Here is a 19,948-nt window from a genome sequence, read left to right as displayed (position 1 = left end):
ATGCAGGACGAAAAGGACCTACTTAAAAAACTCCGCCCGGCTATGATCGAGGGCGATCACACGCTGGCCAGCGTCACCGACAAGATCAGTGACGTTACCCTGAAGAAGCGCACGCCGTTCCATTGGTTCATCGGCTTCGCCGTTGCCTTTATGATCGCGCAGGCGTTGCTGTTCTCTACGGTCTGGCTGCTTGCGAACGGTATCGGCGTTTGGGGAAATAACCAGCCGGTCGGTTGGGCGTTCGATATTATCAATTTTGTTTGGTGGATCGGTATCGGCCACGCGGGAACACTGATCTCGGCAATTTTGCTGCTTCTGAACCAGAAATGGCGAACTTCGATCAACCGTTTCGCCGAGGCAATGACGCTGTTCGCCGTGGCCTGCGCCGCGATGTTCCCGTTGTTGCATACAGGCCGGCCTCGGCTTGCTGCTTATTGGCTGTTCCCGTATCCGAATACGATGGGCATCTGGCCCAACTTCAGAAGCCCGCTGATCTGGGACGTTTTTGCTGTATCCACATACGCTACGGTCTCGGCTTTGTTTTGGTACGTCGGCCTGATACCCGATCTCGCGACACTTCGCGACCGGGCCAAGAATAAATATTTCCGCTTTGTTTACGCTGCCCTTTCGTGGGGCTGGCGCGGATCTGCACGGCACTGGCATCGTTATGAGATCACATATTTGATACTCGCCGGTTTGTCCACACCGCTTGTGCTTTCGGTCCACTCGATCGTTTCGTTCGACTTCTCGGTCTCACAAGTGCCCGGTTGGCACGCGACCATCTTCCCGCCGTATTTCGTTGCGGGAGCGATCTTTGCCGGATTTGCAATGGTGCTGATCCTCTGTATCCCGCTCAGACATCTGTACAGGATGCAGGATTTTATCACGCACACGCACCTGGTCTTTATGGGCAAGGTGATGCTCGCGACCGGTTTGATCGTCGTATATGGTTATGCGATGGAAGCGTTCTTTGGCTGGTACAGCGCTTCGCAGTACGAAGTGTTCATGGTCAAGAACCGTATCTGGGAAGGCCCTTATTGGTGGTCTTATTGGCTGCTGATCCTGTGTAACGGCCTTTCGATCCAGTTGTTGTGGTTCAAGCGTTTTAGAGAGAGTGAATTTTGGCTCTTCCTGATCTCGATCGTCGTTAGCGTTGGTATGTGGCTCGAACGCTTCGTCATTATCGTTACAAGCCTGCATCGCGACTTTTTGCCGTCGTCATGGGCAATGTACAGCCCGACGATCATCGATATCTCGATGTTTACGGGTACGATCGGGTTCTTCTTTACACTCATCTATTTGTTTGTTCGATTTGTACCGATCATTTCGATATTCGAGGTCCGGGCTTTGCTTGAGGAATCGAATGTTCACGGCCATCATCAGGATTTTGAGGAGAATGTCAACGAGGTCGAATATACGTACGACCGCACCGATCCTCCTAACGAATAGGCAGGAGTCGGTACACAGTAGGCAGTTAAGCTACTGAATTCAAAGAGCTATGGCAGAAAATATCTACGGAATAATGGCGGAATTCGACACGGCGACCGAGCTCGTCGATGCCGCCCGCGAAGCACGCGACGCCGGCTACACCAAGACGGATGCCTTTTCGCCGTTTCCGCTCCACGAGATCGATGAGGCACTCGGTATAAAACGTAGCATCCTGCCTTACCTAATCTTTGCGGGCGGGTTGACGGGATTGTTATCGGGGCTTGGCCTTGTTTATTTCGTTCACGTTTTTGATTATCCGATCATCGTCGGAGGCAGGCCGCATTTCAGTTTGCCCGCTTTTATTCCGCCGATGTACGAACTGACGATCTTGTTCTCGGCAGCAGTTGCGGTATTCGGGATGTTGTTCCTGAACGGGTTGCCGGCTCCTTACCATCCGGTATTCAACGTCCCGCGATTTGCGTTAGCGACCCGTGAGAAGTTCTTCCTCATCATTGAGGCGAAGGACGAAAAGTACGATTACGAGAAAACACGAAGTTTTATGGAAAGCCTGAAAGCTCAGGAGGTATTTGATGTACCTGAATAGTCAAGAGGCGGGAGTCAAGAGTCGAGGGTCGGTGGCTTTTGGCCGGAAGGCTTTTTACGGCGTACTGCTTGGGGCGTACTGCCTGCTGGCAGTTGGTTGCGGTGTGCGTTTCGATATGCAGGATCAACCTCGTTACAAGACGTACAAGAAGAGTGAGTTTTTCAGCGATAAGCGAGGTTCCCGTGACCTTCCGGCCGGAACCGTTCCTCGCGGCCAATTGAAAGATAATAAGGCGTTCTACACCGGTCAGATAGACAATCCTACGACGACTCCGGTCGAGACAACGACAAACGCGGCAGGAAACACGATCGTTACCAGTTTCCCAAATGCGGTCGACGAATTTCCAATCCCCGTTACTAAAGAATTGGTTGACCGCGGGCAGGAACGATACAACATTTACTGTATCGTCTGCCACGGCCCGGTAGGCAACGGCGACGGTATGATCGTCCGACGCGGATTTTCAATACCGCCGACCTATCACGACGATCGCCTCAGAAATGCACCTGTCGGACATTTCTTTGACGTTATATCGAACGGTTGGGGCAAGATGAGCAGCTACGCCGATGCAATTCAGCCGGCGGATCGATGGGCTATTATTGCGTACATCCGTGCTCTGCAAGTGAGCCAGAATCCGGATCAGAATCTTAAAATGAACAACACGACCACGTCGAACCCTGCTGCTCCTAAAGCAGCGGCGACGCCCGACGCTAACACTCACGGAGGTGGAAAGTAGATGGCGGAACTCGACAAATATTACGCTCCGCAGGAGATCAACCGCTTTCGTTCGCTAGCTCTCGGAGTCGGCGGAATAGCGTTGATCGCCTGGGCGGTCGGCACATATTTTAGCCCGGAACAGGGCCTTCGCTCATGGTTGCTCGGTTTTATTTTCTGGGGCGGCATCACGATCGGCGGTCTGGGTGTTTTGATGCTTCAGTATTTGACCGGAGGTGCATGGGGCGTCGTTATTCGGCGGATCTGCGAGGCCGCATCGCGGACACTGCCGCTGTTGTTCCTCATGTTTATCCCGCTGGCAATAGGCGTCTATACCCATGCATTCATGGAATTTACGCATCTGCCTCCCGATGATCATGCCGTTCTTCATCGTGGTGTATTCATGGCTCCCTGGGCGTGGATCGTGCGAACAGTGATCTATTTCGCACTCTGGGGTGTGATGGTGCATTTGCTCAATAAATGGTCCGCCGCACAGGATCAGACCACAGACCTTGCAGGAGCCGAGCGTTTGCTTGAACGATGTTCACGGTTCTCGGGGCCGACGATGGTCATTTACAGCCTCGTTGTCACGTTTGCTGTGGTCGATTGGGTCATGATGCTCGATCCGCACTGGTTCTCGACCATGTGGGGACTTCTGTTCGTCGCCGGTTGGGCATTGAGCTGTTTTTCGTTTGCGGTGGTCATTCTTGCGTATTTGTCGGACAAGGCACCGATGGACGGCGTAGTGACAAAGCGACATTTTCACGATCTCGGCAAACTCATGCTCGCCCTCGTGATGGTATGGGCGTATTTTAATTTCTCGCAGTTCCTGATCATCTGGTCCGGCAACCTGCCCGAAGAGACGACCTGGTATCTGACGCGTATGAAGGGCGGTTGGGGATACATTGGTGTATTTCTGATCGTGTTCCACTTTGCGTTCCCGTACCTGATCTTGCTGCAGCAGGATTTCAAACGCCGTGCAAAAATGCTCGCGACGCTCGGCGGATTCATCCTGCTGATGCGTCTTGTTGATATGTTTTATCAGATCGCCCCCACGCCACGCGTAACGGCAGGAATCGAGAACGGTGCGTTTATCATCAGTTGGCTCGATTTTGTCGCACCGGCAGCGGTTGGCGGAATTTGGCTTTGGTGGTTCTTCGGCGAATTGATGAAACGTCCGTTGGTTCCGGTGAAGGATCCGTTTTTTGAAAGTGCCGTATCACACGGCCGAGCTCATCAGCATTAAGAAGTTAGTATTAGAACGTTATGTCTTCAAAAAAGCATGAAATGACTCCGGCCGATCTTGAAAAGGCCTATGAGGCAAACGAGATCGGGCTAAAGGGTATCCTTGGCTTTGCGATCGGCCTGTTTTTTCTCATCGTCATTACTTTCGGTTTGATGTACGCGCTGCTTAACGTCTTTATTGACAACAACAAGGCGACTGAGACCGCCGGGCCGCAGAATCCATTACGGATGACGGACAAAGAGAAACTGCCGCCCGAGCCGCGACTTCAGAGTGCACCCGGATTTGGTGTCGATTCGGAAAAGGGCCGCGTCAATTTGGAACTTCGCGAACCGCAAGCAGAATATCGCGAGCTAATGAAACAGTGGGAAGTGATATGGAAGAACGGGAAAAAGGACGCTAAGACCGGTACCGTGACGATGCTTCCCATTGACGAAGCGAAAGCAAAACTTCTGACGCAGAACGTGAAGGCAAAAACGGGGCCGGAAGCAGAGGCCATTTTGAAGTCGTCGCATATGTTCATCTCGGACGCGAGTGCGGGCCGCATGGCATCGGAAACTAGAAGGTAAGAAAGCACAGCATAGTATTGAGCGAAAAGTGAATAGTAAAAGATCAACAGTCTATGGTTTCTTTGCTCGGTGTCGTTCTGGAAAGATGGCTCTTTTCATGGCACTGTTCACTGTTTACTGTTCATTATTCACTGTTTCGGCTCAGAAGAACGAGCATTACAATTCGCCTCTTTACAGTCCGCGGACATACGATCCGAGTGTCGACACGACGACCGGATTGCCGCCGGTACTGGACAAGGTTGGTATCGAGCAGAAATTGGGCGACCGTTTACCCATGGATGCCGTATTCAAGGACGAGAACGGCAACGCCGTTATGTTGAGTGAACTTTTTGGAAAGCGTCCTGTGATACTCGCGCTCGTTTATTACGATTGTCCGATGCTATGCAATCAGGTACTCAACGGCCTGACCGGATCGCTGAAAGGGATGTCGTTGGAGGCCGGAAAAGATTTTGATGTGATCGCATTGAGTTTTGACGCCCGCGAGAACGACAAGCCTGATCTTGCTAAGAATAAGAAAACTAACTACATGGAGCGTTATGCTCATCCGGGCACCGAGAACGGCTGGCATTTTCTGACAGGAACCCAGGATTCGATCGATAAGGTAACTCAGGCAGTCGGGTTTAGTTACAAGTGGGACGAGAAGTCGAAACAATTTGCGCATGCCGGCGGGATCATGATCACGATGGCCGACGGTACTATCGCCCGGTATCTGTACGGCATCGATTATGCTCCCAAAGATCTGAAATTTGCGTTGATGGAATCGGCTCAAAATAAGGTGGGCAATCCGGCAGAGCAGTTGTTGCTTTATTGTTACCATTACGATCCGTCGACTGGTAAGTATGGGCTCTCGATCCTCAGGATAATGCGTTTGGGCGGCATCGCAACGGTTCTCGGGCTTGGTGCAATGCTCCTGGTTTTTTGGCGAAGGAATAAGAGGAAGGCAGTGAATAGTGATGAGTGATCAGTGAAAAGTGATCGGGTTGGGATCGTCGCCCCTTCAATCAACGGTCACCGCTCACCACTAACGAATTATGCAGAGTACAAATTGGGTACCATTATTTCCGGAACAGGCTTCGACATTTGCGTGGCAGGTCGATTATTTATATTTTTATCTGATCCTCGTCAGCGTTGCGTTTTCGATCCCGATCGTCGCAGCGATCTTCTTTTTTGCCCTTAAGTACCGCGAAAAAGAGAAATTTGCCACGCCGGAAGAGATGCACGGTTCGATGGTGCTCGAAACGGTCTGGTCGATAATACCTTTTGTCATTTCGATCACGATCTTTCTCGGCGGTGCGATCGTATATTTTAATCAGTTCACGCCTCCGACCGACACGATGGATATCTATGTCGTCGGCAAACAGTGGATGTGGAAGATCCAGCACGAGACCGGACAGCGTGAGATAAACGAACTCCACGTTCCGGTCGGCCGCAACATCAAGCTGACGATGACCACGGAGGATGTTCTCCACGACTTTGATATCCCTGCTTTCAGAACCAAGGCCGACGTAGTTCCGGGACGCTATACATATATGTGGTTCCAGGCGACAAAGCCGGGCAAATACCATCTCTATTGTGCCGAATACTGCGGCCTGAATCACTCCGGAATGGGCTGTTGGGTCTACGTGATGGAGCAGCGTGATTTTTACAATTGGCTTAGCGGCAACGTCTCGGGCCAAACGCCGGTCGAAATGGGCAAGGACCTATTTGAGACCCGACTCGGTTGTGCATCATGCCATGCGGGCGGCCCGCAGCAGCGTGGGGCAAAGCTAGAGGGTATTTACAATACGCAGGTCAAACTGGTAGGCGGCGACACGGTGTTGGCTGACGACAACTATATTCGCAACTCGATTACAAATCCGGCAGGACAAGTGGTCGAGGGTTATCAGCCGATCATGCCAACGTTCAAGGGGCAGGTCACCGAAGAACAGTTGAACGCCCTGGTCGCATACATCAAATCGTTAAGTCCGAACGCGACGGCCGCTCCCGGTGCAAGACCGGCGGCACCCGCGGCAATGAATACGGCGACACCGGCGGCCAAGCCCGCGGCAAAACCGGCGGCAACAAGCATTAAGTAAGCAGGTTACAAGAAGATTATGCAAACGGAAGAAGCAATAGTAGCGGGAACAGACGCAAAGCCAAAAATGAGTTATATCGCCAACGGCTCGACGCTGCGTTCGTGGCTGCTGACCAAGGATCACAAGCGGATCGCGATCATGTACTTGATCTCGGTCTCGGTGTTCTTTTTTATGGGCGGCCTTTACGCGGCTGCCATCCGTCTGGAACTTCTGACACCGGCGAGCGACCTGCTCGAGTCCGGAACGTACAACAAAGTATTCACGCAGCACGGCATCTTGATGATCTTTTTCTTCCTGATCCCGTCAATACCGGCGATCTTGGGGAATTTTTTGATCCCCTTGATGATCGGGGCAAAGGATCTTGCACTTCCGCGCATCAACCTCTTAAGTCTCTATATTTATTGGATCGGAGGAGCTTTGACGTTGTTTGCTCTGATGCAGGGCGGTGTTGATACGGGTTGGACGTTTTACACACCTTATAGCACGACGTTCTCCAATACGTTCGTCATGGCGGTCGGCCTCGGCATCTTTATCAATGGTTTTTCGTCGATCCTGACAGGATTGAATTTTATTGTCACGATCCACACGATGCGAGCTCCGGGAATGACCTGGTTCCGCATGCCGCTGTTCGTATGGGCGCATTACGCCACCAGCTTGGTCATGGTGCTCGGAACGCCGGTCGTTGCGATCACGATCCTGATGCTTGCACTCGAACGTCTTGGGCGTATCGGTATATTCGATCCGTCGATCGGCGGCGACCCGATCCTTTTCCAGCACTTGTTCTGGTTCTATTCGCATCCGGCCGTATACATCATGATCCTGCCGGGAATGGGCGTGATCTCTGAACTCATATCTAATTTCTCGCGAAAGAAGATATTCGGATACGAATTCATCGCCTTTTCATCGATCGCGATCGCGGTATTTGGTTTCCTCGTTTGGGGACACCATATGTTCGTCAGCGGCCAGTCGATGTACGCAGGAATGGTGTTCTCGTTCCTGACCATGGTCGTAGCCGTTCCGTCGGCGATCAAGATGTTCAACTGGACGGCGACCATGTTCAAAGGATCGATATCCTTTGACACGCCTATGCTTTATGCGATCGGTTTCATGGGATTGTTCCTGATCGGCGGTTTGACCGGATTGTTCCTCGGGGCGATGGGCCTGACGGTTCATTTGACGGATACTTACTTTGTCGTTGCTCACTTTCATTACGTAATGGTGGGCGGACAGGTAATCGCGTATTTGGGCGGCATCCATTACTGGTGGCCAAAAATGACGGGCAGAATGTATTCGGAATTCTGGGGAAAGATCTCGGCGATGCTTGTTTTTGTCGGGTTCAACCTTACGTTCTTCCCGCAGTTCATTCTCGGATACATGGGTATGCCGCGTCGGTATGCATCGTACCCTGAGGAATTGCAGGTACTCAACATATTTTCGACTGCCGGAGCATCGGTGCTTGGCGTCGGACTGATAATGCCGGTGATCTACCTTGGACATTCACTGATCTTTGGCAAAAAGGCAGAGGATAACCCATGGATGCTCCCGGGACTCGAGTGGAGAACCGCGTCACCGCCGCCGACTGAGAATTTTGAAAAGATGCCGGTCGTAACGTGGGAAGCGTACGAATTCGGGGAAGAAAGCGGGCTCGATCTGGAAGCGGCAAAACGGAGGCACGAAGCGGCACCGGCCACATAGAATTTGACAGTTTAGACAGGATGAACTAAATATCCTGATCATCCTGTAAATCCTGTTTGATTTTCTTAGAAACAAATGTCGACACACGAAGACACACACGAACACAGCCACGCACCCGGACTTCAGCATCAGTTTGAGGACATGGGGCAGCAGGAAGAAAGCGTCTCCATCGGGATGTGGATGTTCCTCGTCCAGGAGATCATGTTCTTCGGCGGGCTTTTCACGGCCTATTTGGTATTTCGCTCGAAGTATCCAATGGCGTTTGCGGCCGGCAGTAACCACCTTGACGCTTTTCTGGGCGGACTCAACACGCTAGTCCTCATCGTCAGTTCGCTGACGATGGCGCTGACCGTTTACTACGCACAAAAGAGCAACCGCAACATGCAGGTCATCCTGATAGTGTTGACGATGTTCTTTGGCGCGGTCTTTCTTGGGGTCAAGGCGGTCGAATACACGGATAAGTACAACCACGGCCTTATTCCTGTGACCGGTTTGAACAAGATCGTTCGTGCCGGTGCAAATAGCGAACACGCCAAGCCTGCGGTCGATCATAAAGAAAAGCCTTGTTACGAGGTAACACACGGCGAAGTTCACGAATACATCAATCCGCGTGGCGAATTTAAGTGGACGGATTGTTAGCTGGCAAAGCTTGGGTTGGATGACAAAATACTCACAACTTCGGAGCAGATCGGGTATTTTTCGAACGGCGAGATCGATGCCAACAAATTCCGCGATAAGGTGCGGATCTTTTTCTGGATCTATTTTGTGATGACCGGCCTCCATGCCTTGCATATGGTCGTCGGCCTTGGGCTGATGGCTTGGCTCGGATGGATGGCTTTCCGCAATACCTACAGTTCTGAATATTACATGCCGGTCGAAATGTCCGGCCTCTATTGGCACTTCGTCGATATTGTCTGGATTTTCCTGTTCCCGCTGCTTTATTTGCTCGGGCGACATTTCATGCATTAGGGAGTAAAAGATGTCGGATAACCACAACGATCATCAGCATATGAACATACCCAAGTATATTGGGGTGTTTCTCATACTATTTGTCGGCACGATCATAACCTATTACGTCGCGCTGACGGACCTGGACGGAAAGTTCTTTCCCGGGGCGAACACGCTCGTAGCTCTGTTCATCGCGTTTTTCAAAATGACGTGCGTTATGTTGTTTTTCATGCACGTATATTGGAGCCCGAAGCTGATCAAGCTATCTGCAGTTGCTAGCTTTTTCTGGTTGGCGATAATGTTCGCGTACACGATGCAGGACTATTTCACCCGCGGAACGGGTGTATTTGGCCAATAGATTCAATATTCGTCGAAAACAACGCGGTGCGAGGTGCTGACAATACCCTCGCAACCGCGTTTTTCTTAATAGCGAAACACAAATCGACGTGCTATCATTTTTGGTTTGGTAAGTTCGGTGCGGTTATTATCGTCGGTCACTTTACAAGTACAACGATAAAGCTAATTCCAAACATCACATTGGGATGAAGTTTTTTGGTAGATCAATTATTCGTGTGTCAGTCTTGGCAGCTGTTGTGCTTGTCGTTTTTTCGACAGGATGCATCTCTGTAAAGAAGCCGGACCAGACGGCTCGGTTGCTCAAGGTCGAGGATGCACCGCAATCGCAACTGATGGATGAGGTCAACCGCTTCGCACGCGTCGGTTCGATGCGGGCGAAGATGTATCTGAAATTTGAGGATAATTCGTTCGCCGAATTTGGCAGTAAAGAGGTCTATCGATCCGCAGACGGCGAGATCGTGGTCCAGCGGCCCGCAAACATCCTGATGAAAGTGCAGGTGCCGGTGATCAAATCGGACGTCGCACAGATGACGTCTGACGGCAATTCATTTCGAGTCGCGATACTGCAGGATGGCGGCAGCGGAAAATACAAGAAATTTGTAAAGGGCACTAACGACGCTGATTACTCAAGACTGCAAAAGTCGCTCAAATCTGCCGATCTCGATAACGGGCAGATCATAAAGGAAAGCGTCAATGCATTTGCCAATCTCAGGCCTCAACATTTTACCGATGCGATGCTGGTAAAGCCGACCGTATCCAGCGATGTTTACACGCGGAGCACGATATTCCAGATGGAGACGGACGAATCGCTTTCAAAGAAATCGCCGCTCCGAAACGTCATGCGAGGTTACTATTTGCTTGACGAATTTGTGAAGCAGGCAGATGGCACACTCAAGATCGGCCGTCGTTTTTGGTTCGATAGAGTCGGAGGAATAAGGCTCGCGAGACTTCAGATTTTGATGCGGCCGGCGAGATCGATTCGGACATCATATATGGAAAAGAAGGCAAGCTGACGGAATCGGCCGAATATGCCAATTTGCCGCTTGAGATTCAGGTGACCCGCCCGAAAGAGAAGTATTCGATGAAGCTGACATACCAGACGCCCGAGGCGGTCTCGATCGGCAAGACCTATCCGGCGGCGGCTTTTGTTCTGCAAAATACATGGGGACTCGAAGAGGTCGATCTCGACGAAAATCTTCGAAAGGCGGGCACCGGCCAGCCTAAGGTCGAACCGCCCAAATCCACAACAAAGTTCCAATAACCCCCTAAATGAGCGTCATACTACGCACCGAAAAATTAACTAAATCTTATACCGTCGGCAAAATGAGCGTGACGGCGCTTCGCGGCGTGAATATCGATATCCAGGAAGGTGAGTTTGTCGCGATCATGGGCCCGTCCGGATGCGGCAAATCGACGCTGCTCCATTTGCTCGGCGGATTACTAAGTCCGACATCGGGGAGCATTATCATCGACGGCGAAGATCTCGCTAAGGTCTCGGACTCGCAGCGAACCGACATCAGGCGGCGAAAGATCGGATTTGTATTTCAGCGATTCAACCTGTTTCCGACGCTGACTGCCGAGGGTAACCTGAAACTCGCTGAAAAGATCCACACCGGCAGCGGCAGCAAGAATTCCGACCGCCGCCGCGAGGTCTTGCGTCTATTGAAACTCGAGGATAAAATGCACCATAAACCGCTCGAGATGTCGGGCGGCGAACAACAGCGTGTTGCGTTGGCTCGTGCGGTGGTAAACCAACCGGCGATCATTCTCGCCGACGAACCGACGGGCAACCTCGATACCGAGAATTCGGAGATCGTGCTTGATATGTTCCGCGATCTCAACAAGGAATTCAACCAAACGATCATTATGATCACTCATAATCCTGAAGCAGCGGCGGTTTGTTCGCGGACGATCCGGATGCGTGACGGACGGGTCGAAGACTAAAAGATGAAGAACATCATTCTTTGGAATCATGAACGCGGGAGTTGGCATTACGATATATTCTGTCTGCTGATCATTGCGTTCATCTTTTTGACGCCGAAAGATTGGTTTGAAAAGCCTGATAAGGCAACTCAAACCGTGTCTGCGACCGTCAAATGAAAGGTATCTTTTGAAAGGTAGTTTTATGATCAAAAATATTTTTAAGAGCACTAATATTGTAAGAACGCTGGTATTTTCAGCCGCAATTGGTCTGATGCTTGCAGGTTCGGCGGCGGCACAAGGGCCGCTTGGCAAGATCCTTAACATTATGGACGCCAATTATAAGAACCTCACGTCGCTTAAGTCGAATGTGACGATGGTCAAGACCGATTCGGTGCTTGGCGAATCGGACACGTACGAGGGCAAGACGAGTTTTCTGCCTGAAAGCTACGCCGGCAAAAAGTATGTCCGGATCGATTGGTCGAAACCTGTGGTCGAGAATATCGTCGTGATCGGCGACAGCTATCAGCTTTATCGTCCGAAACTGAATCAGGTAATAAAGGGCCAGACCAGCAGCGCTAAGAGCGGAGCCGCAGCAGGCGGTGCACTGGCGTTTGTCAGCATGTCGAAAGACCAGCTGAAGGCAAATTACAATGTCGTATTTATTGCCGAAGAGGCGATCAGCGGCGGCGTAAAGACCATACATTTGCAGCTGACACCCAAGGTCAAGACCAGCTATAAGACCGCCGACCTCTGGGTCGATGGCGACGGTATGCCGCGGCAGGCAAAGGTCACGGAAAACAACAACGACACGACCACAGTTTTGCTGACGGGCATCGAAAAGAACACGAAGGTCGATTACGGTTTGTTCAAGCTCGCTTTGCCGAAGAACGTCAAGGTTGTCACTAGCTAATTCAGTTTCAACCCGAAAATAGAGTCCCCGGCGTTTCAAGTGCGGCCGGGGATTTTCTTTGATTTGAAAAGGAGCCGATCAGAACCTATAATTAGAGGTTTAGCACGGGCGGTTATTTCAGTTATGCCAAAGGCGAGCAGTTTCAGCAGATTTACACGCGGGGTCAAACATACCGTCAAGGCGTTTGCCTCGACCAAGCATCCGGTACTGGTGCATATTGTGCCGATGCGGCGGTGCAATCTGGCGTGTACGTACTGCAACGAATACGACAAAACCAGCGATCCGGTGCCGATCGACGTGATGCTGAAACGGATCGATAAACTGGCTGAGTTCGGCTCGTCCGTAATAACGATCTCGGGCGGCGAACCGATGATGCACCCGGAGATCTACGAGATCATCGCCCGCATACGGCACCACGGAATGATCGCCGGTCTGATCTCGAACGGGTATTATTTTCAGGTCGATAAGATCAAAAAACTTAACGAGGCCGGTCTCGATTATCTGCAGATCTCGATCGACAACGTGACGCCCGACGACGTTTCGAAAAAGAGCCTCAAGGTGCTCGACGCTAAGCTCGTCAACCTGCGCGACCACGCGAAATTTAAGGTCAACATCAACTCGGTCGTCGGTGGCGGTGTCGCCAATCCGGACGAGGCGTTGGTGATAGCAAACCGTGCCCGCGAACTCGGATTCTCGTCGACGGTCGGCGTTATCCACGACGAAGACGGCCTCAACAAAGGCCTGACGCCCCGGGAAAAGGAAGTTTACAAAGAGATCAAGAGCAAGGGCCAAAGTTCGTATGCCCGTTGGAACTGGTTCCAGGACGATCTTGTCGAAGGCAAGGAATACGAATGGCGTTGCCGTGCAGGTGCGAGATATCTGTACATCGACGAAGGCGGCATTGTCAGTTGGTGTTCGCAGCAGCGGGGCACGCCGGGCATTCCGCTTCTTGAATATAGTCACGCCGACATGCACCGCGAATATAACACCGAAAAATGGTGTGCCCCGACCTGCACTATTCAATGCGTACATCAGGTTGGCCATCTGGACGCATGGCGCGACCCTCAAATATCGCTCGCCGATTACAACAAAAAGAACGGCAGCGGGCTGAAAAAAGAAACCGTCGCACAGGTACTCGGAGCCGATTAGACCTTTCCTCAAAAGATCGCCAATAGGTTATTCTATCTTCGGACGGGAAAACTGATATGATCCACAACGAAATGCACCGTTCGCACCGCATCGGCTGGCTCCGTGCCGCGGTGTTGGGTGCTAACGACGGGATTGTCTCGACCTCGTCATTGGTCATTGGCGTGGCGGCTGCGGCATCTGGGCACGAGGTTGTGATGCTCGCCGGTGTGGCCGGGCTTTTTGCCGGTGCATTGTCGATGGCCGCGGGCGAGTACGTCTCAGTCTACTCTCAGGCCGACACCGAACGCGCCGATATCGAGCTTGAAAAGAAACATCTCGAAGACGAACCGGAATTTGAATTGCGGGAGCTTGCATCGATCTACGAAGGCCGCGGCCTCACACCAGAGCTTGCGATGGAGGTCGCCGAGCAACTGATGGCACACGACGCTCTCGGGGCTCACACACGCGACGAACTTGGCATTTCTGAAGTTACAAGTGCCCGTCCGCTGCAGGCTGCGGTATTTTCGGCCGTTGCATTCTCTGTCGGAGCCGCTTTGCCGCTTGTTGTAACCTGGTTCATGCCGTTTAATTTCATGATCTGGGCAGTCGCTATCAGCTCGCTCGTATTCCTCGCTGTACTCGGTGCCGTCGCCGCAAAGGCCGGCGGAGCCGGAATGCTCAAAGGCTCACTACGCGTCCTATTTTGGGGTGCCATCGCTATGGCCGTTACGGCCGGTGTTGGTAAGCTTTTCGGCGCGGTGGTTTGATCCGGCCGAACCGCAGAAATTAAATAACCGGCCATACTAGCGCTGTTTATCGCTTTGCAATCCGAGCGAGCGCTGATCCAAGCAAAGAAATATTGACATTTCTTCCAAAAGTCAATTAGTCATAGGCATCGGATTCTAATCCATCGGATAATTGTTTGTTTCCTCACGCCGTATTCGTCATTGTTGCTCCCTCGTCGTCTCCCCTTATCGGTAATTGACTGCGAGGGTCAATATGAAATTAAGATCAATGAGATTGGTAGAAACGGCCGCAGAACAAATCCGCCTGAAGCTCGGGCGCTGTCCAAAATGTATGCGTTGGTCGTTTCGCGGCACCGTGATCAGCTGGTTCGGCGTGCTGCTGCTTAGCCAAGGGTTTGTCGGGGTTTGGACGTTTGCCTTGCCCCGTGCTATTGCGTTCACCTTGTTGTGGATGGCGCATATCGGGCGGTTTGGGGCCCGATATGCTGGCGAGCGACCCGAAAATGAGGTGTCACAGAGAGATCGAATATCTCGACGCGCAATGCTTCGCTTCGCTTACGGAGCTGCTTTGGCCGTTTCGGTTTCGGCGATGCTGCCGACACTTGCGAGCGCACAGGAATGCGTGGCCGGATATCATTTATGCGGTGACAGAAAGCACTGTTGTCCTAACGGAGCCAATTACGCTTGTCCATACAATGAATGCACAAAAGCCCAAAATAAGTGCGTCACACTTAAAACCGACGAAGATTTTGCCTACTATCGGCAATGCTGCCCGGGATTATTTACATGCTAGTTTGACGCAGGCATCACCGTCGAGGGATATTTTCGCCGATCGACCACACGATCACCGAACTTGAAAGGCCTTGGCCGGATAGGCGGCCGGCCATCATTATGATGGTTTCGCCTAGGGTTACTACGCCGGCGTCGATCAGCGTCTTCTCGCCGATCTTCAGCAGATCGCCCGTTTTGTCAGGGCTTGTATTCATCAGGTCGAACATGGTCGTACTGCCGATGGAATTGTCGAGATCAACGGTGGCCAGGTCGGCGTGGTAGAACGGCTTCACGCCCCAGATCAACGAAAGCTGGTTTCTGACATCCTTAGACGTAGTCAGTGCGAACGTCTGCAGACCTGACCGTACTGTCGAGAGCCGCCGTGCCATCAGGCCTGATTCAGTGAAGACCGCCACCTTTTCTGTCATCATCTCTTTTGCCGCGTAGGCCGCGGCCTTGCAGAGTGCCTGGCTCGTGCGGCCCGTAGGTTCCTGAGAGAATTTGATCGGTTTTTTGAGCTGTGCCGGGCTGATCGTTTCGGCGGCATCGATTATACGGACCATCGTTTTGATCGATTCGACGGGATGATGGCCCGATGCGGTCTCGGCAGACAGCATTACGGCATCGGTGCCGTCCCAGACGGCGTTTGCAACGTCCGAGGCCTCGGCTCTGGTCGGGAACGGATTGTCGATCATCGATTGCAGCATCTGAGTGGCGGTGATCACGAACTTGTCGTTAGTGACGGCCTTTTCGATGATCAGTTTTTGATAGACGGGCACGAGTTCGACGCTCGTTTCGACGCCGAGATCGCCGCGGGCCACCATTAGACCGTCGGTCTCAGCAATGATGGCGTCGAGATTGGCGATAGCTTCACTCTTCTCGATCTTTGCGACGAGCAGCGGCCGGCCCAATTTTCTCTTGTTGAGTGTTTTGATCTTCGCCTTTGCCTCGCGGCAGTCATCCGCGGTACGGACGAACGAAAGAGCGATGTAATCAACATTCTGTTCCATCGCCCATTCCAGATCTGTGTGATCTTTCTTGGTCATGGATGGGATCGGCAGGGTCGTATTCGGCAGATTGATGCCCTTCCGTTCGCTCAGGACGCCGCCAACGATGACGCGGCAATTAACATCGGTCTCATTTTTTGATTCAACGATCAATTCGATAGCGCCGTCATCGATCAGGATTCGGGCCCCAATATCCACAACGCGGGGTAAGCCCTCGTAATTGGTCCCCACTTCGTGGATATCACCATCGACCTCACGTGTTGTGATCGAAAAAAGATCGCCTTCGTGAATTACTACGCTAGCCCCTTTTATCAGTTTGCCGGTGCGTATCTTCGGGCCTGAGAGATCGACCAGGATCGACAAAGGCATATCCAGAGACTCGGCAGCCGCTCTGGCATTTGCGATCGTCTGTGCGTGCTCGGACTGTATGCCGTGCGACATATTTATCCGCACGGCATTGAGGCCGGAGCGGATCATGGTCTCGATAATTGGTTGAGTATTTGACGCAGGACCAAGCGTCGCGAGTATCTTTGCTTTTCGCATTGCTATGATTTTAACGCAAAGTCGGGGAGACGCGAAAGGTCGGGCCAGATCATTGGCCAAATGCGGCCAGTTTCGAAAGATAGCTGTTTACCGTCGCCACAAACGTCGAGTGCGACCACGTAAGAGGTGAGACGGAGAGGTGCTTGCCGGTGACAGGATCTATCTGCTCGCCAAGTACGCCCGAGGGAAAGGCATGTGCGGCGACCCAATTTATAATATCGACCGCCGGTTGGAGGTCGTTGGAGGACTTAGCCTTTGCAATGTGATATTCGGCAAGCCAAAGCGTGCACATGAACCAGGAATTACCGATGATCCCCTCGCTTTCACGCATGTAACCGTCATTTTCGAAGCGGGCGACGCCGCCTACGCTTCCGCGATTGGTCAGACGCGACTCAACGGCGGTCATCGTGCCGGAAACCATCGGATCGTCAATATCGAAGCAGCCAAAATAGAAGATCCCAAACAACGATGCATCAACCGTCTCATCAGGAGTGAGCGATTCGTCGCCGTTCGAGTGCAGGGAACGTACAAAGCGGCCGATTTGTTCGCTGTAGAGATGTTCACGCATCGCGTCCACCATTTCGTTCGCTGCCTGATCATATTCGCGGGCCTTCTCAGGCTCATCGTAAAGTTTTGCAAAATTCGCGGCCGCCCTTAGGCCGGCGACGACCGTCGAGCAGGTGAAAGTATGAACGCCGAGTCGGTCTTCCCAAAGATTCCAGCTCGGCTTGGGCAGTTTCGTCTCCGGATCGCGAAACTCGACCATAAAATCAGCGCATTTCTTGATCAAATATATATATAGGCCGTCAATTAGACCCTTGTCCCGAAATTTGTCGTAATGTTCCCACAAGGCCCATAAAACAAGAGCCGTCTCGTCTTCCTGGATCGGCACGAGCGGAACGCCGCGGTACTTGTCCCACGAGGCGTGCCATCCGGAACCGACGCTGCCGTCAGGATTATACTTTTGGAGAAAATAGCCGCGTTCGTGGACGATTTTTTGGCACAGGGCAAAGAACATCGACGAGAGATGTTGGTAACCGGCAAGATCAAGGGCATTAGCAACAAACGCCCCGTCACGAGGCCATAGATAGCTGTAGTGGTCGGTTGCCCGTTCGGTCACGTCATGGTCGTTTGCCGCGATGATCGCTCCGCCCTTGTCGATCTGCGAGTTTACAATAAGCAGACTTCGCTTGTATAGATCGACGATCTGAGCGTCCAGGTCATGAAGATCAGACCGGTGCTTTGCAAGCCAAGCTCGCCCTCGTTCGATCGAACGGTCAACGTAATACTGCGGACCGTTTTCACGAAGATGCCGGGCGGCACGTTCCACCTGATAATAAGTAGTGCCTGCCGCGATCCAGTAGTGAAGATCGTATTTCCCTTGGGGCTCGAGTGAAAAATGAACGCCGATGGTCGAATCGACGGAGCCTTCGGTGATCGCTCCGCCGTGGAGGTGGCCGTCCTCGGCGTCACGCCAAGTGCCCTCGCTGTTTCGAAAAGCCTTGCGGCCGGTCGCGAATTCGTCAAAATGCGGCTCGGTATTAATCAGAAAATAGCGGTGCTTTTTGTAATGGATCAAGGAACGGGTCTCGGGATCGTAAAATGCAGTGTCGCCAACCTTGTTCTCGTAGATCCGAAAGTCCTGATGGACAAAGATGCGGACGTTGAGCGCGCGATCAAACAAATTCCGAACCTCGATCCGGCGAATGTAGATGTTTTCCCGTCCGGCTACGGCGTCGTTACAATTGATCTCAATACCGAGCGTTTCGTTTCGCAGCGTAACATCCGTGGCCAAAGTATCGGGCAGATATTTCAGTGTCCGCTGCCATTCGTTCTCATAGACCCACGAAAACTCACCATCGATCCAAACTCCAAACCGAAACGGGAAGCCCTCGGTATGATTCTCCTGTCCGACATGCGGGAAATAAATGTCGCGGATCTGATATTTGTCGTCAAAATTTACAAGAAGGCTGCCGTTACCGACGGGAATATCTCTCATACGGTGTCAGTGTCAACTGCCGGTAACTGCGGCATTGACGACTCTATCCAGTTCGTCCTTTACCGTTGGGCCGTAGCCGATGAATTTTTTGACGAGGCGTCCGGTGCGGTCGAAGATAGCAGTTTGCGGGATCGAACTATCGGTGGCAAATATGAATTGGTTGAGAGCGTCCTCAGGCAGTGCGATCGGGTAGTCGATCTTGGTCGTTTTGGTGAATTCAGGTACGAGTTTGAGATCTTCGTCACCACCGACATTCAAGCCTATTATCACGATGTTTTCGGCTCCGTGTTTAGCCAGGATCGAATTCAAATGCGGGATCTCTTCGCGGCAAGGTCCGCAATATGTCGCCCAAAAATCAAGGATGACGACCTTTCCGGCGTGATCCTTCAGCGTTTGTTCGATGCCGCCGGCCAATGTCCACTTCATTTCGGTTAGTGGCTTTGTCGGGGGCATTTGAACGTTCGTTTGCGGTACGTCGTTGATCGAAACCGGCCGGTTAGAAACAGCGACCGGAGCCGCCGCCCGCTGACAAGAGGTCAAAAAGCAAAAGGCAATAGCCAGGAAGCAAAAAACGCCGATCTTCATATCATTTCAATCGTAAATTGTTAGGCGCAATTTGTAAAAGGGAATACGCCGGGATTTGCGAATCCCCGGATTGCGATTAACATCAAAGGCGTGGTCTATCCGTCAGAAATAGCAGAGCGGCTGAAAGATATCCGGCACCTTCGGCATAGTGGCGACGATCGTGCGAGCGGTACCGGGGCGAGCTTTGCTTGTGGATGCTTTGTCCGGTTCTCCGTTTCGATCGATGACGGAACAAAACTTATCCGCGATATCAGCTTCATGACAAATGGCTGCGGTTATATGTCTGCGGCGGCCGATGTAATAGCCGATGCATTCAACGGCCGGCGTTTGACCGAGCTTCACGGTTTGGATGATATTCAGTTGATCGACTCGATCACAACATCGCTGGGCCCGGTGCCGGCCGACCGACGAGAGTGTTTAGAGGCTTGTTCCCAGGCTTTGCACGGAGCCCTTGCTGACTTTCGAAGGTCGCGTCTTGAAGAGTTTTCGGGCGACAGTGCCCTGATATGTACATGTTTCAGTGTAACGGAGGAGAGCATCGAAACGATAATACTTGAAACGGACGCCCGGTCGGTCGACGATGTCTCGACAGCGTGCAACGCGGGGCTTGGCTGCGGTTCGTGCCGGATGATGATCGATGAAATGATCGATGCCCGGATGCGCTGACCCGCGGCGTCTGGTTGTGAAAATGCGAGATATGCTATAC

23 protein-coding genes are annotated in these 19,948 nt (G+C 52.2%); 20 read left to right on the top strand and 3 right to left on the bottom strand.

Annotation, left to right across the window (positions count from 1 at the left end; translation table 11 throughout):
• From nrfD to IPK01_15985, 19 genes are all read left to right on the top strand, one after another.
• Positions 1 to 1,449, top strand: coding sequence for a polysulfide reductase NrfD (nrfD, locus tag IPK01_16075; protein MBK7934954.1), 1,449 nt, complete (start codon positions 1 to 3; stop codon positions 1,447 to 1,449).
• A gap of 49 nt (positions 1,450 to 1,498) precedes the next feature.
• Positions 1,499 to 2,032: a DUF3341 domain-containing protein gene (locus IPK01_16070; protein ID MBK7934953.1), complete on the top strand. Its 534-nt coding sequence runs from the start codon at positions 1,499 to 1,501 to the stop codon at positions 2,030 to 2,032.
• 115 nt (positions 2,033 to 2,147) lie between these two features.
• The gene (locus tag IPK01_16065) at positions 2,148 to 2,765 is read left to right on the top strand and encodes a cytochrome c (GenBank protein ID MBK7934952.1); all 618 of its coding nucleotides are present in this window, start codon (positions 2,148 to 2,150) and stop codon (positions 2,763 to 2,765) included.
• Positions 2,766 to 3,989 carry a hypothetical protein gene (locus IPK01_16060; GenBank protein MBK7934951.1) on the top strand — a complete coding sequence of 408 codons (1,224 nt, stop codon included), beginning with the start codon at positions 2,766 to 2,768 and terminating at the stop codon, positions 3,987 to 3,989.
• Positions 3,990 to 4,009: 20 nt separating this feature from the next.
• A complete protein-coding gene (locus IPK01_16055; protein ID MBK7934950.1) occupies positions 4,010 to 4,555 on the top strand; it encodes a hypothetical protein in 546 nt (181 codons plus the stop codon).
• An 85-nt stretch (positions 4,556 to 4,640) separates the two neighbouring features.
• Positions 4,641 to 5,516, top strand: coding sequence for an SCO family protein (locus IPK01_16050; GenBank protein ID MBK7934949.1), 876 nt, complete (start codon positions 4,641 to 4,643; stop codon positions 5,514 to 5,516).
• 70 nt (positions 5,517 to 5,586) lie between these two features.
• Complete coding sequence (coxB, locus tag IPK01_16045) at positions 5,587 to 6,630, top strand: cytochrome c oxidase subunit II (GenBank protein MBK7934948.1); 1,044 nt, start codon at positions 5,587 to 5,589, stop codon at positions 6,628 to 6,630.
• Positions 6,631 to 6,648: 18 nt separating this feature from the next.
• Entirely contained in the window at positions 6,649 to 8,325 is a 1,677-nt protein-coding gene (locus tag IPK01_16040) for a cbb3-type cytochrome c oxidase subunit I (GenBank protein ID MBK7934947.1), read from the top strand.
• A 75-nt stretch (positions 8,326 to 8,400) separates the two neighbouring features.
• Positions 8,401 to 8,964, top strand: a complete 564-nt coding sequence (locus IPK01_16035; protein ID MBK7934946.1) for a cytochrome c oxidase subunit 3 — start codon at positions 8,401 to 8,403, stop codon at positions 8,962 to 8,964.
• A 129-nt stretch (positions 8,965 to 9,093) separates the two neighbouring features.
• Positions 9,094 to 9,294, top strand: a complete 201-nt coding sequence (locus IPK01_16030) for a cytochrome c oxidase subunit 3 (protein ID MBK7934945.1) — start codon at positions 9,094 to 9,096, stop codon at positions 9,292 to 9,294.
• A 10-nt stretch (positions 9,295 to 9,304) separates the two neighbouring features.
• Positions 9,305 to 9,631 carry a cytochrome C oxidase subunit IV family protein gene (locus IPK01_16025; protein ID MBK7934944.1) on the top strand — a complete coding sequence of 109 codons (327 nt, stop codon included), beginning with the start codon at positions 9,305 to 9,307 and terminating at the stop codon, positions 9,629 to 9,631.
• Between the two features lie 214 nt (positions 9,632 to 9,845).
• A complete protein-coding gene (locus IPK01_16020) occupies positions 9,846 to 10,643 on the top strand; it encodes a hypothetical protein (protein ID MBK7934943.1) in 798 nt (265 codons plus the stop codon).
• Positions 10,644 to 10,666: 23 nt separating this feature from the next.
• Positions 10,667 to 10,891, top strand: a complete 225-nt coding sequence (locus IPK01_16015) for a hypothetical protein (GenBank protein ID MBK7934942.1) — start codon at positions 10,667 to 10,669, stop codon at positions 10,889 to 10,891.
• Positions 10,892 to 10,899: 8 nt separating this feature from the next.
• Positions 10,900 to 11,574 carry an ABC transporter ATP-binding protein gene (locus tag IPK01_16010; GenBank protein MBK7934941.1) on the top strand — a complete coding sequence of 225 codons (675 nt, stop codon included), beginning with the start codon at positions 10,900 to 10,902 and terminating at the stop codon, positions 11,572 to 11,574.
• Positions 11,575 to 11,577: 3 nt separating this feature from the next.
• Positions 11,578 to 11,730, top strand: coding sequence for a hypothetical protein (locus IPK01_16005; GenBank protein MBK7934940.1), 153 nt, complete (start codon positions 11,578 to 11,580; stop codon positions 11,728 to 11,730).
• Positions 11,731 to 11,755: 25 nt separating this feature from the next.
• Complete coding sequence (locus IPK01_16000) at positions 11,756 to 12,463, top strand: outer membrane lipoprotein carrier protein LolA (GenBank protein ID MBK7934939.1); 708 nt, start codon at positions 11,756 to 11,758, stop codon at positions 12,461 to 12,463.
• Between the two features lie 123 nt (positions 12,464 to 12,586).
• A complete protein-coding gene (locus IPK01_15995) occupies positions 12,587 to 13,612 on the top strand; it encodes a radical SAM protein (protein ID MBK7934938.1) in 1,026 nt (341 codons plus the stop codon).
• A 56-nt stretch (positions 13,613 to 13,668) separates the two neighbouring features.
• Positions 13,669 to 14,358 carry a VIT family protein gene (locus IPK01_15990; protein ID MBK7934937.1) on the top strand — a complete coding sequence of 230 codons (690 nt, stop codon included), beginning with the start codon at positions 13,669 to 13,671 and terminating at the stop codon, positions 14,356 to 14,358.
• A 247-nt stretch (positions 14,359 to 14,605) separates the two neighbouring features.
• A complete protein-coding gene (locus IPK01_15985) occupies positions 14,606 to 15,130 on the top strand; it encodes a hypothetical protein (protein ID MBK7934936.1) in 525 nt (174 codons plus the stop codon).
• Between the two features lie 13 nt (positions 15,131 to 15,143).
• Here IPK01_15985 and pyk read toward each other — a convergent pair whose 3' ends face one another.
• The 3 genes from pyk to IPK01_15970 are packed head-to-tail and all read right to left on the bottom strand — an operon-like array spanning position 15,144 to position 19,242.
• Positions 15,144 to 16,658: a pyruvate kinase gene (pyk, locus tag IPK01_15980; protein MBK7934935.1), complete on the bottom strand. Its 1,515-nt coding sequence runs from the start codon at positions 16,656 to 16,658 to the stop codon at positions 15,144 to 15,146.
• Between the two features lie 49 nt (positions 16,659 to 16,707).
• On the bottom strand, positions 16,708 to 18,657 hold the full coding sequence (locus IPK01_15975) for a glycoside hydrolase family 15 protein (protein MBK7934934.1): 1,950 nt from the start codon (positions 18,655 to 18,657) through the stop codon (positions 16,708 to 16,710).
• Positions 18,658 to 18,669: 12 nt separating this feature from the next.
• Positions 18,670 to 19,242, bottom strand: a complete 573-nt coding sequence (locus tag IPK01_15970) for a redoxin family protein (GenBank protein MBK7934933.1) — start codon at positions 19,240 to 19,242, stop codon at positions 18,670 to 18,672.
• A gap of 90 nt (positions 19,243 to 19,332) precedes the next feature.
• Here IPK01_15970 and IPK01_15965 point away from each other — a divergent pair, with 90 nt between their 5' ends.
• Positions 19,333 to 19,908: an iron-sulfur cluster assembly scaffold protein gene (locus IPK01_15965; GenBank protein MBK7934932.1), complete on the top strand. Its 576-nt coding sequence runs from the start codon at positions 19,333 to 19,335 to the stop codon at positions 19,906 to 19,908.
• Positions 19,909 to 19,948: the final 40 nt, after the last annotated feature.

This window comes from Acidobacteriota bacterium, from assembly GCA_016713675.1.
GTDB lineage: Bacteria > Acidobacteriota > Blastocatellia > Pyrinomonadales > Pyrinomonadaceae > OLB17.
The sequence above is the reverse complement of the archived record's forward strand: the minus strand, read 5'-3'. Positions and strand labels throughout refer to the sequence as shown.

Coding starts and splice junctions, on each gene's coding strand:
- pyk (MBK7934935.1), bottom strand. CDS start 16,658: ATGCGAAAAGCAAAGATACTCGCGACGCTTGGTCCTGCGTCAAATACT.
- IPK01_16065 (MBK7934952.1), top strand. CDS start 2,148: ATGCAGGATCAACCTCGTTACAAGACGTACAAGAAGAGTGAGTTTTTC.
- IPK01_16055 (MBK7934950.1), top strand. CDS start 4,010: ATGTCTTCAAAAAAGCATGAAATGACTCCGGCCGATCTTGAAAAGGCC.
- IPK01_16050 (MBK7934949.1), top strand. CDS start 4,641: ATGGCTCTTTTCATGGCACTGTTCACTGTTTACTGTTCATTATTCACT.
- IPK01_16005 (MBK7934940.1), top strand. CDS start 11,578: ATGAAGAACATCATTCTTTGGAATCATGAACGCGGGAGTTGGCATTAC.
- IPK01_16025 (MBK7934944.1), top strand. CDS start 9,305: ATGTCGGATAACCACAACGATCATCAGCATATGAACATACCCAAGTAT.
- IPK01_16060 (MBK7934951.1), top strand. CDS start 2,766: ATGGCGGAACTCGACAAATATTACGCTCCGCAGGAGATCAACCGCTTT.
- IPK01_16010 (MBK7934941.1), top strand. CDS start 10,900: ATGAGCGTCATACTACGCACCGAAAAATTAACTAAATCTTATACCGTC.
- IPK01_16030 (MBK7934945.1), top strand. CDS start 9,094: ATGACCGGCCTCCATGCCTTGCATATGGTCGTCGGCCTTGGGCTGATG.
- IPK01_16035 (MBK7934946.1), top strand. CDS start 8,401: ATGTCGACACACGAAGACACACACGAACACAGCCACGCACCCGGACTT.
- nrfD (MBK7934954.1), top strand. CDS start 1: ATGCAGGACGAAAAGGACCTACTTAAAAAACTCCGCCCGGCTATGATC.
- IPK01_15985 (MBK7934936.1), top strand. CDS start 14,606: ATGAGATTGGTAGAAACGGCCGCAGAACAAATCCGCCTGAAGCTCGGG.
- IPK01_16040 (MBK7934947.1), top strand. CDS start 6,649: ATGCAAACGGAAGAAGCAATAGTAGCGGGAACAGACGCAAAGCCAAAA.
- coxB (MBK7934948.1), top strand. CDS start 5,587: ATGCAGAGTACAAATTGGGTACCATTATTTCCGGAACAGGCTTCGACA.
- IPK01_15990 (MBK7934937.1), top strand. CDS start 13,669: ATGATCCACAACGAAATGCACCGTTCGCACCGCATCGGCTGGCTCCGT.
- IPK01_15970 (MBK7934933.1), bottom strand. CDS start 19,242: ATGAAGATCGGCGTTTTTTGCTTCCTGGCTATTGCCTTTTGCTTTTTG.
- IPK01_16000 (MBK7934939.1), top strand. CDS start 11,756: ATGATCAAAAATATTTTTAAGAGCACTAATATTGTAAGAACGCTGGTA.
- IPK01_15975 (MBK7934934.1), bottom strand. CDS start 18,657: ATGAGAGATATTCCCGTCGGTAACGGCAGCCTTCTTGTAAATTTTGAC.
- IPK01_15995 (MBK7934938.1), top strand. CDS start 12,587: ATGCCAAAGGCGAGCAGTTTCAGCAGATTTACACGCGGGGTCAAACAT.
- IPK01_16070 (MBK7934953.1), top strand. CDS start 1,499: ATGGCAGAAAATATCTACGGAATAATGGCGGAATTCGACACGGCGACC.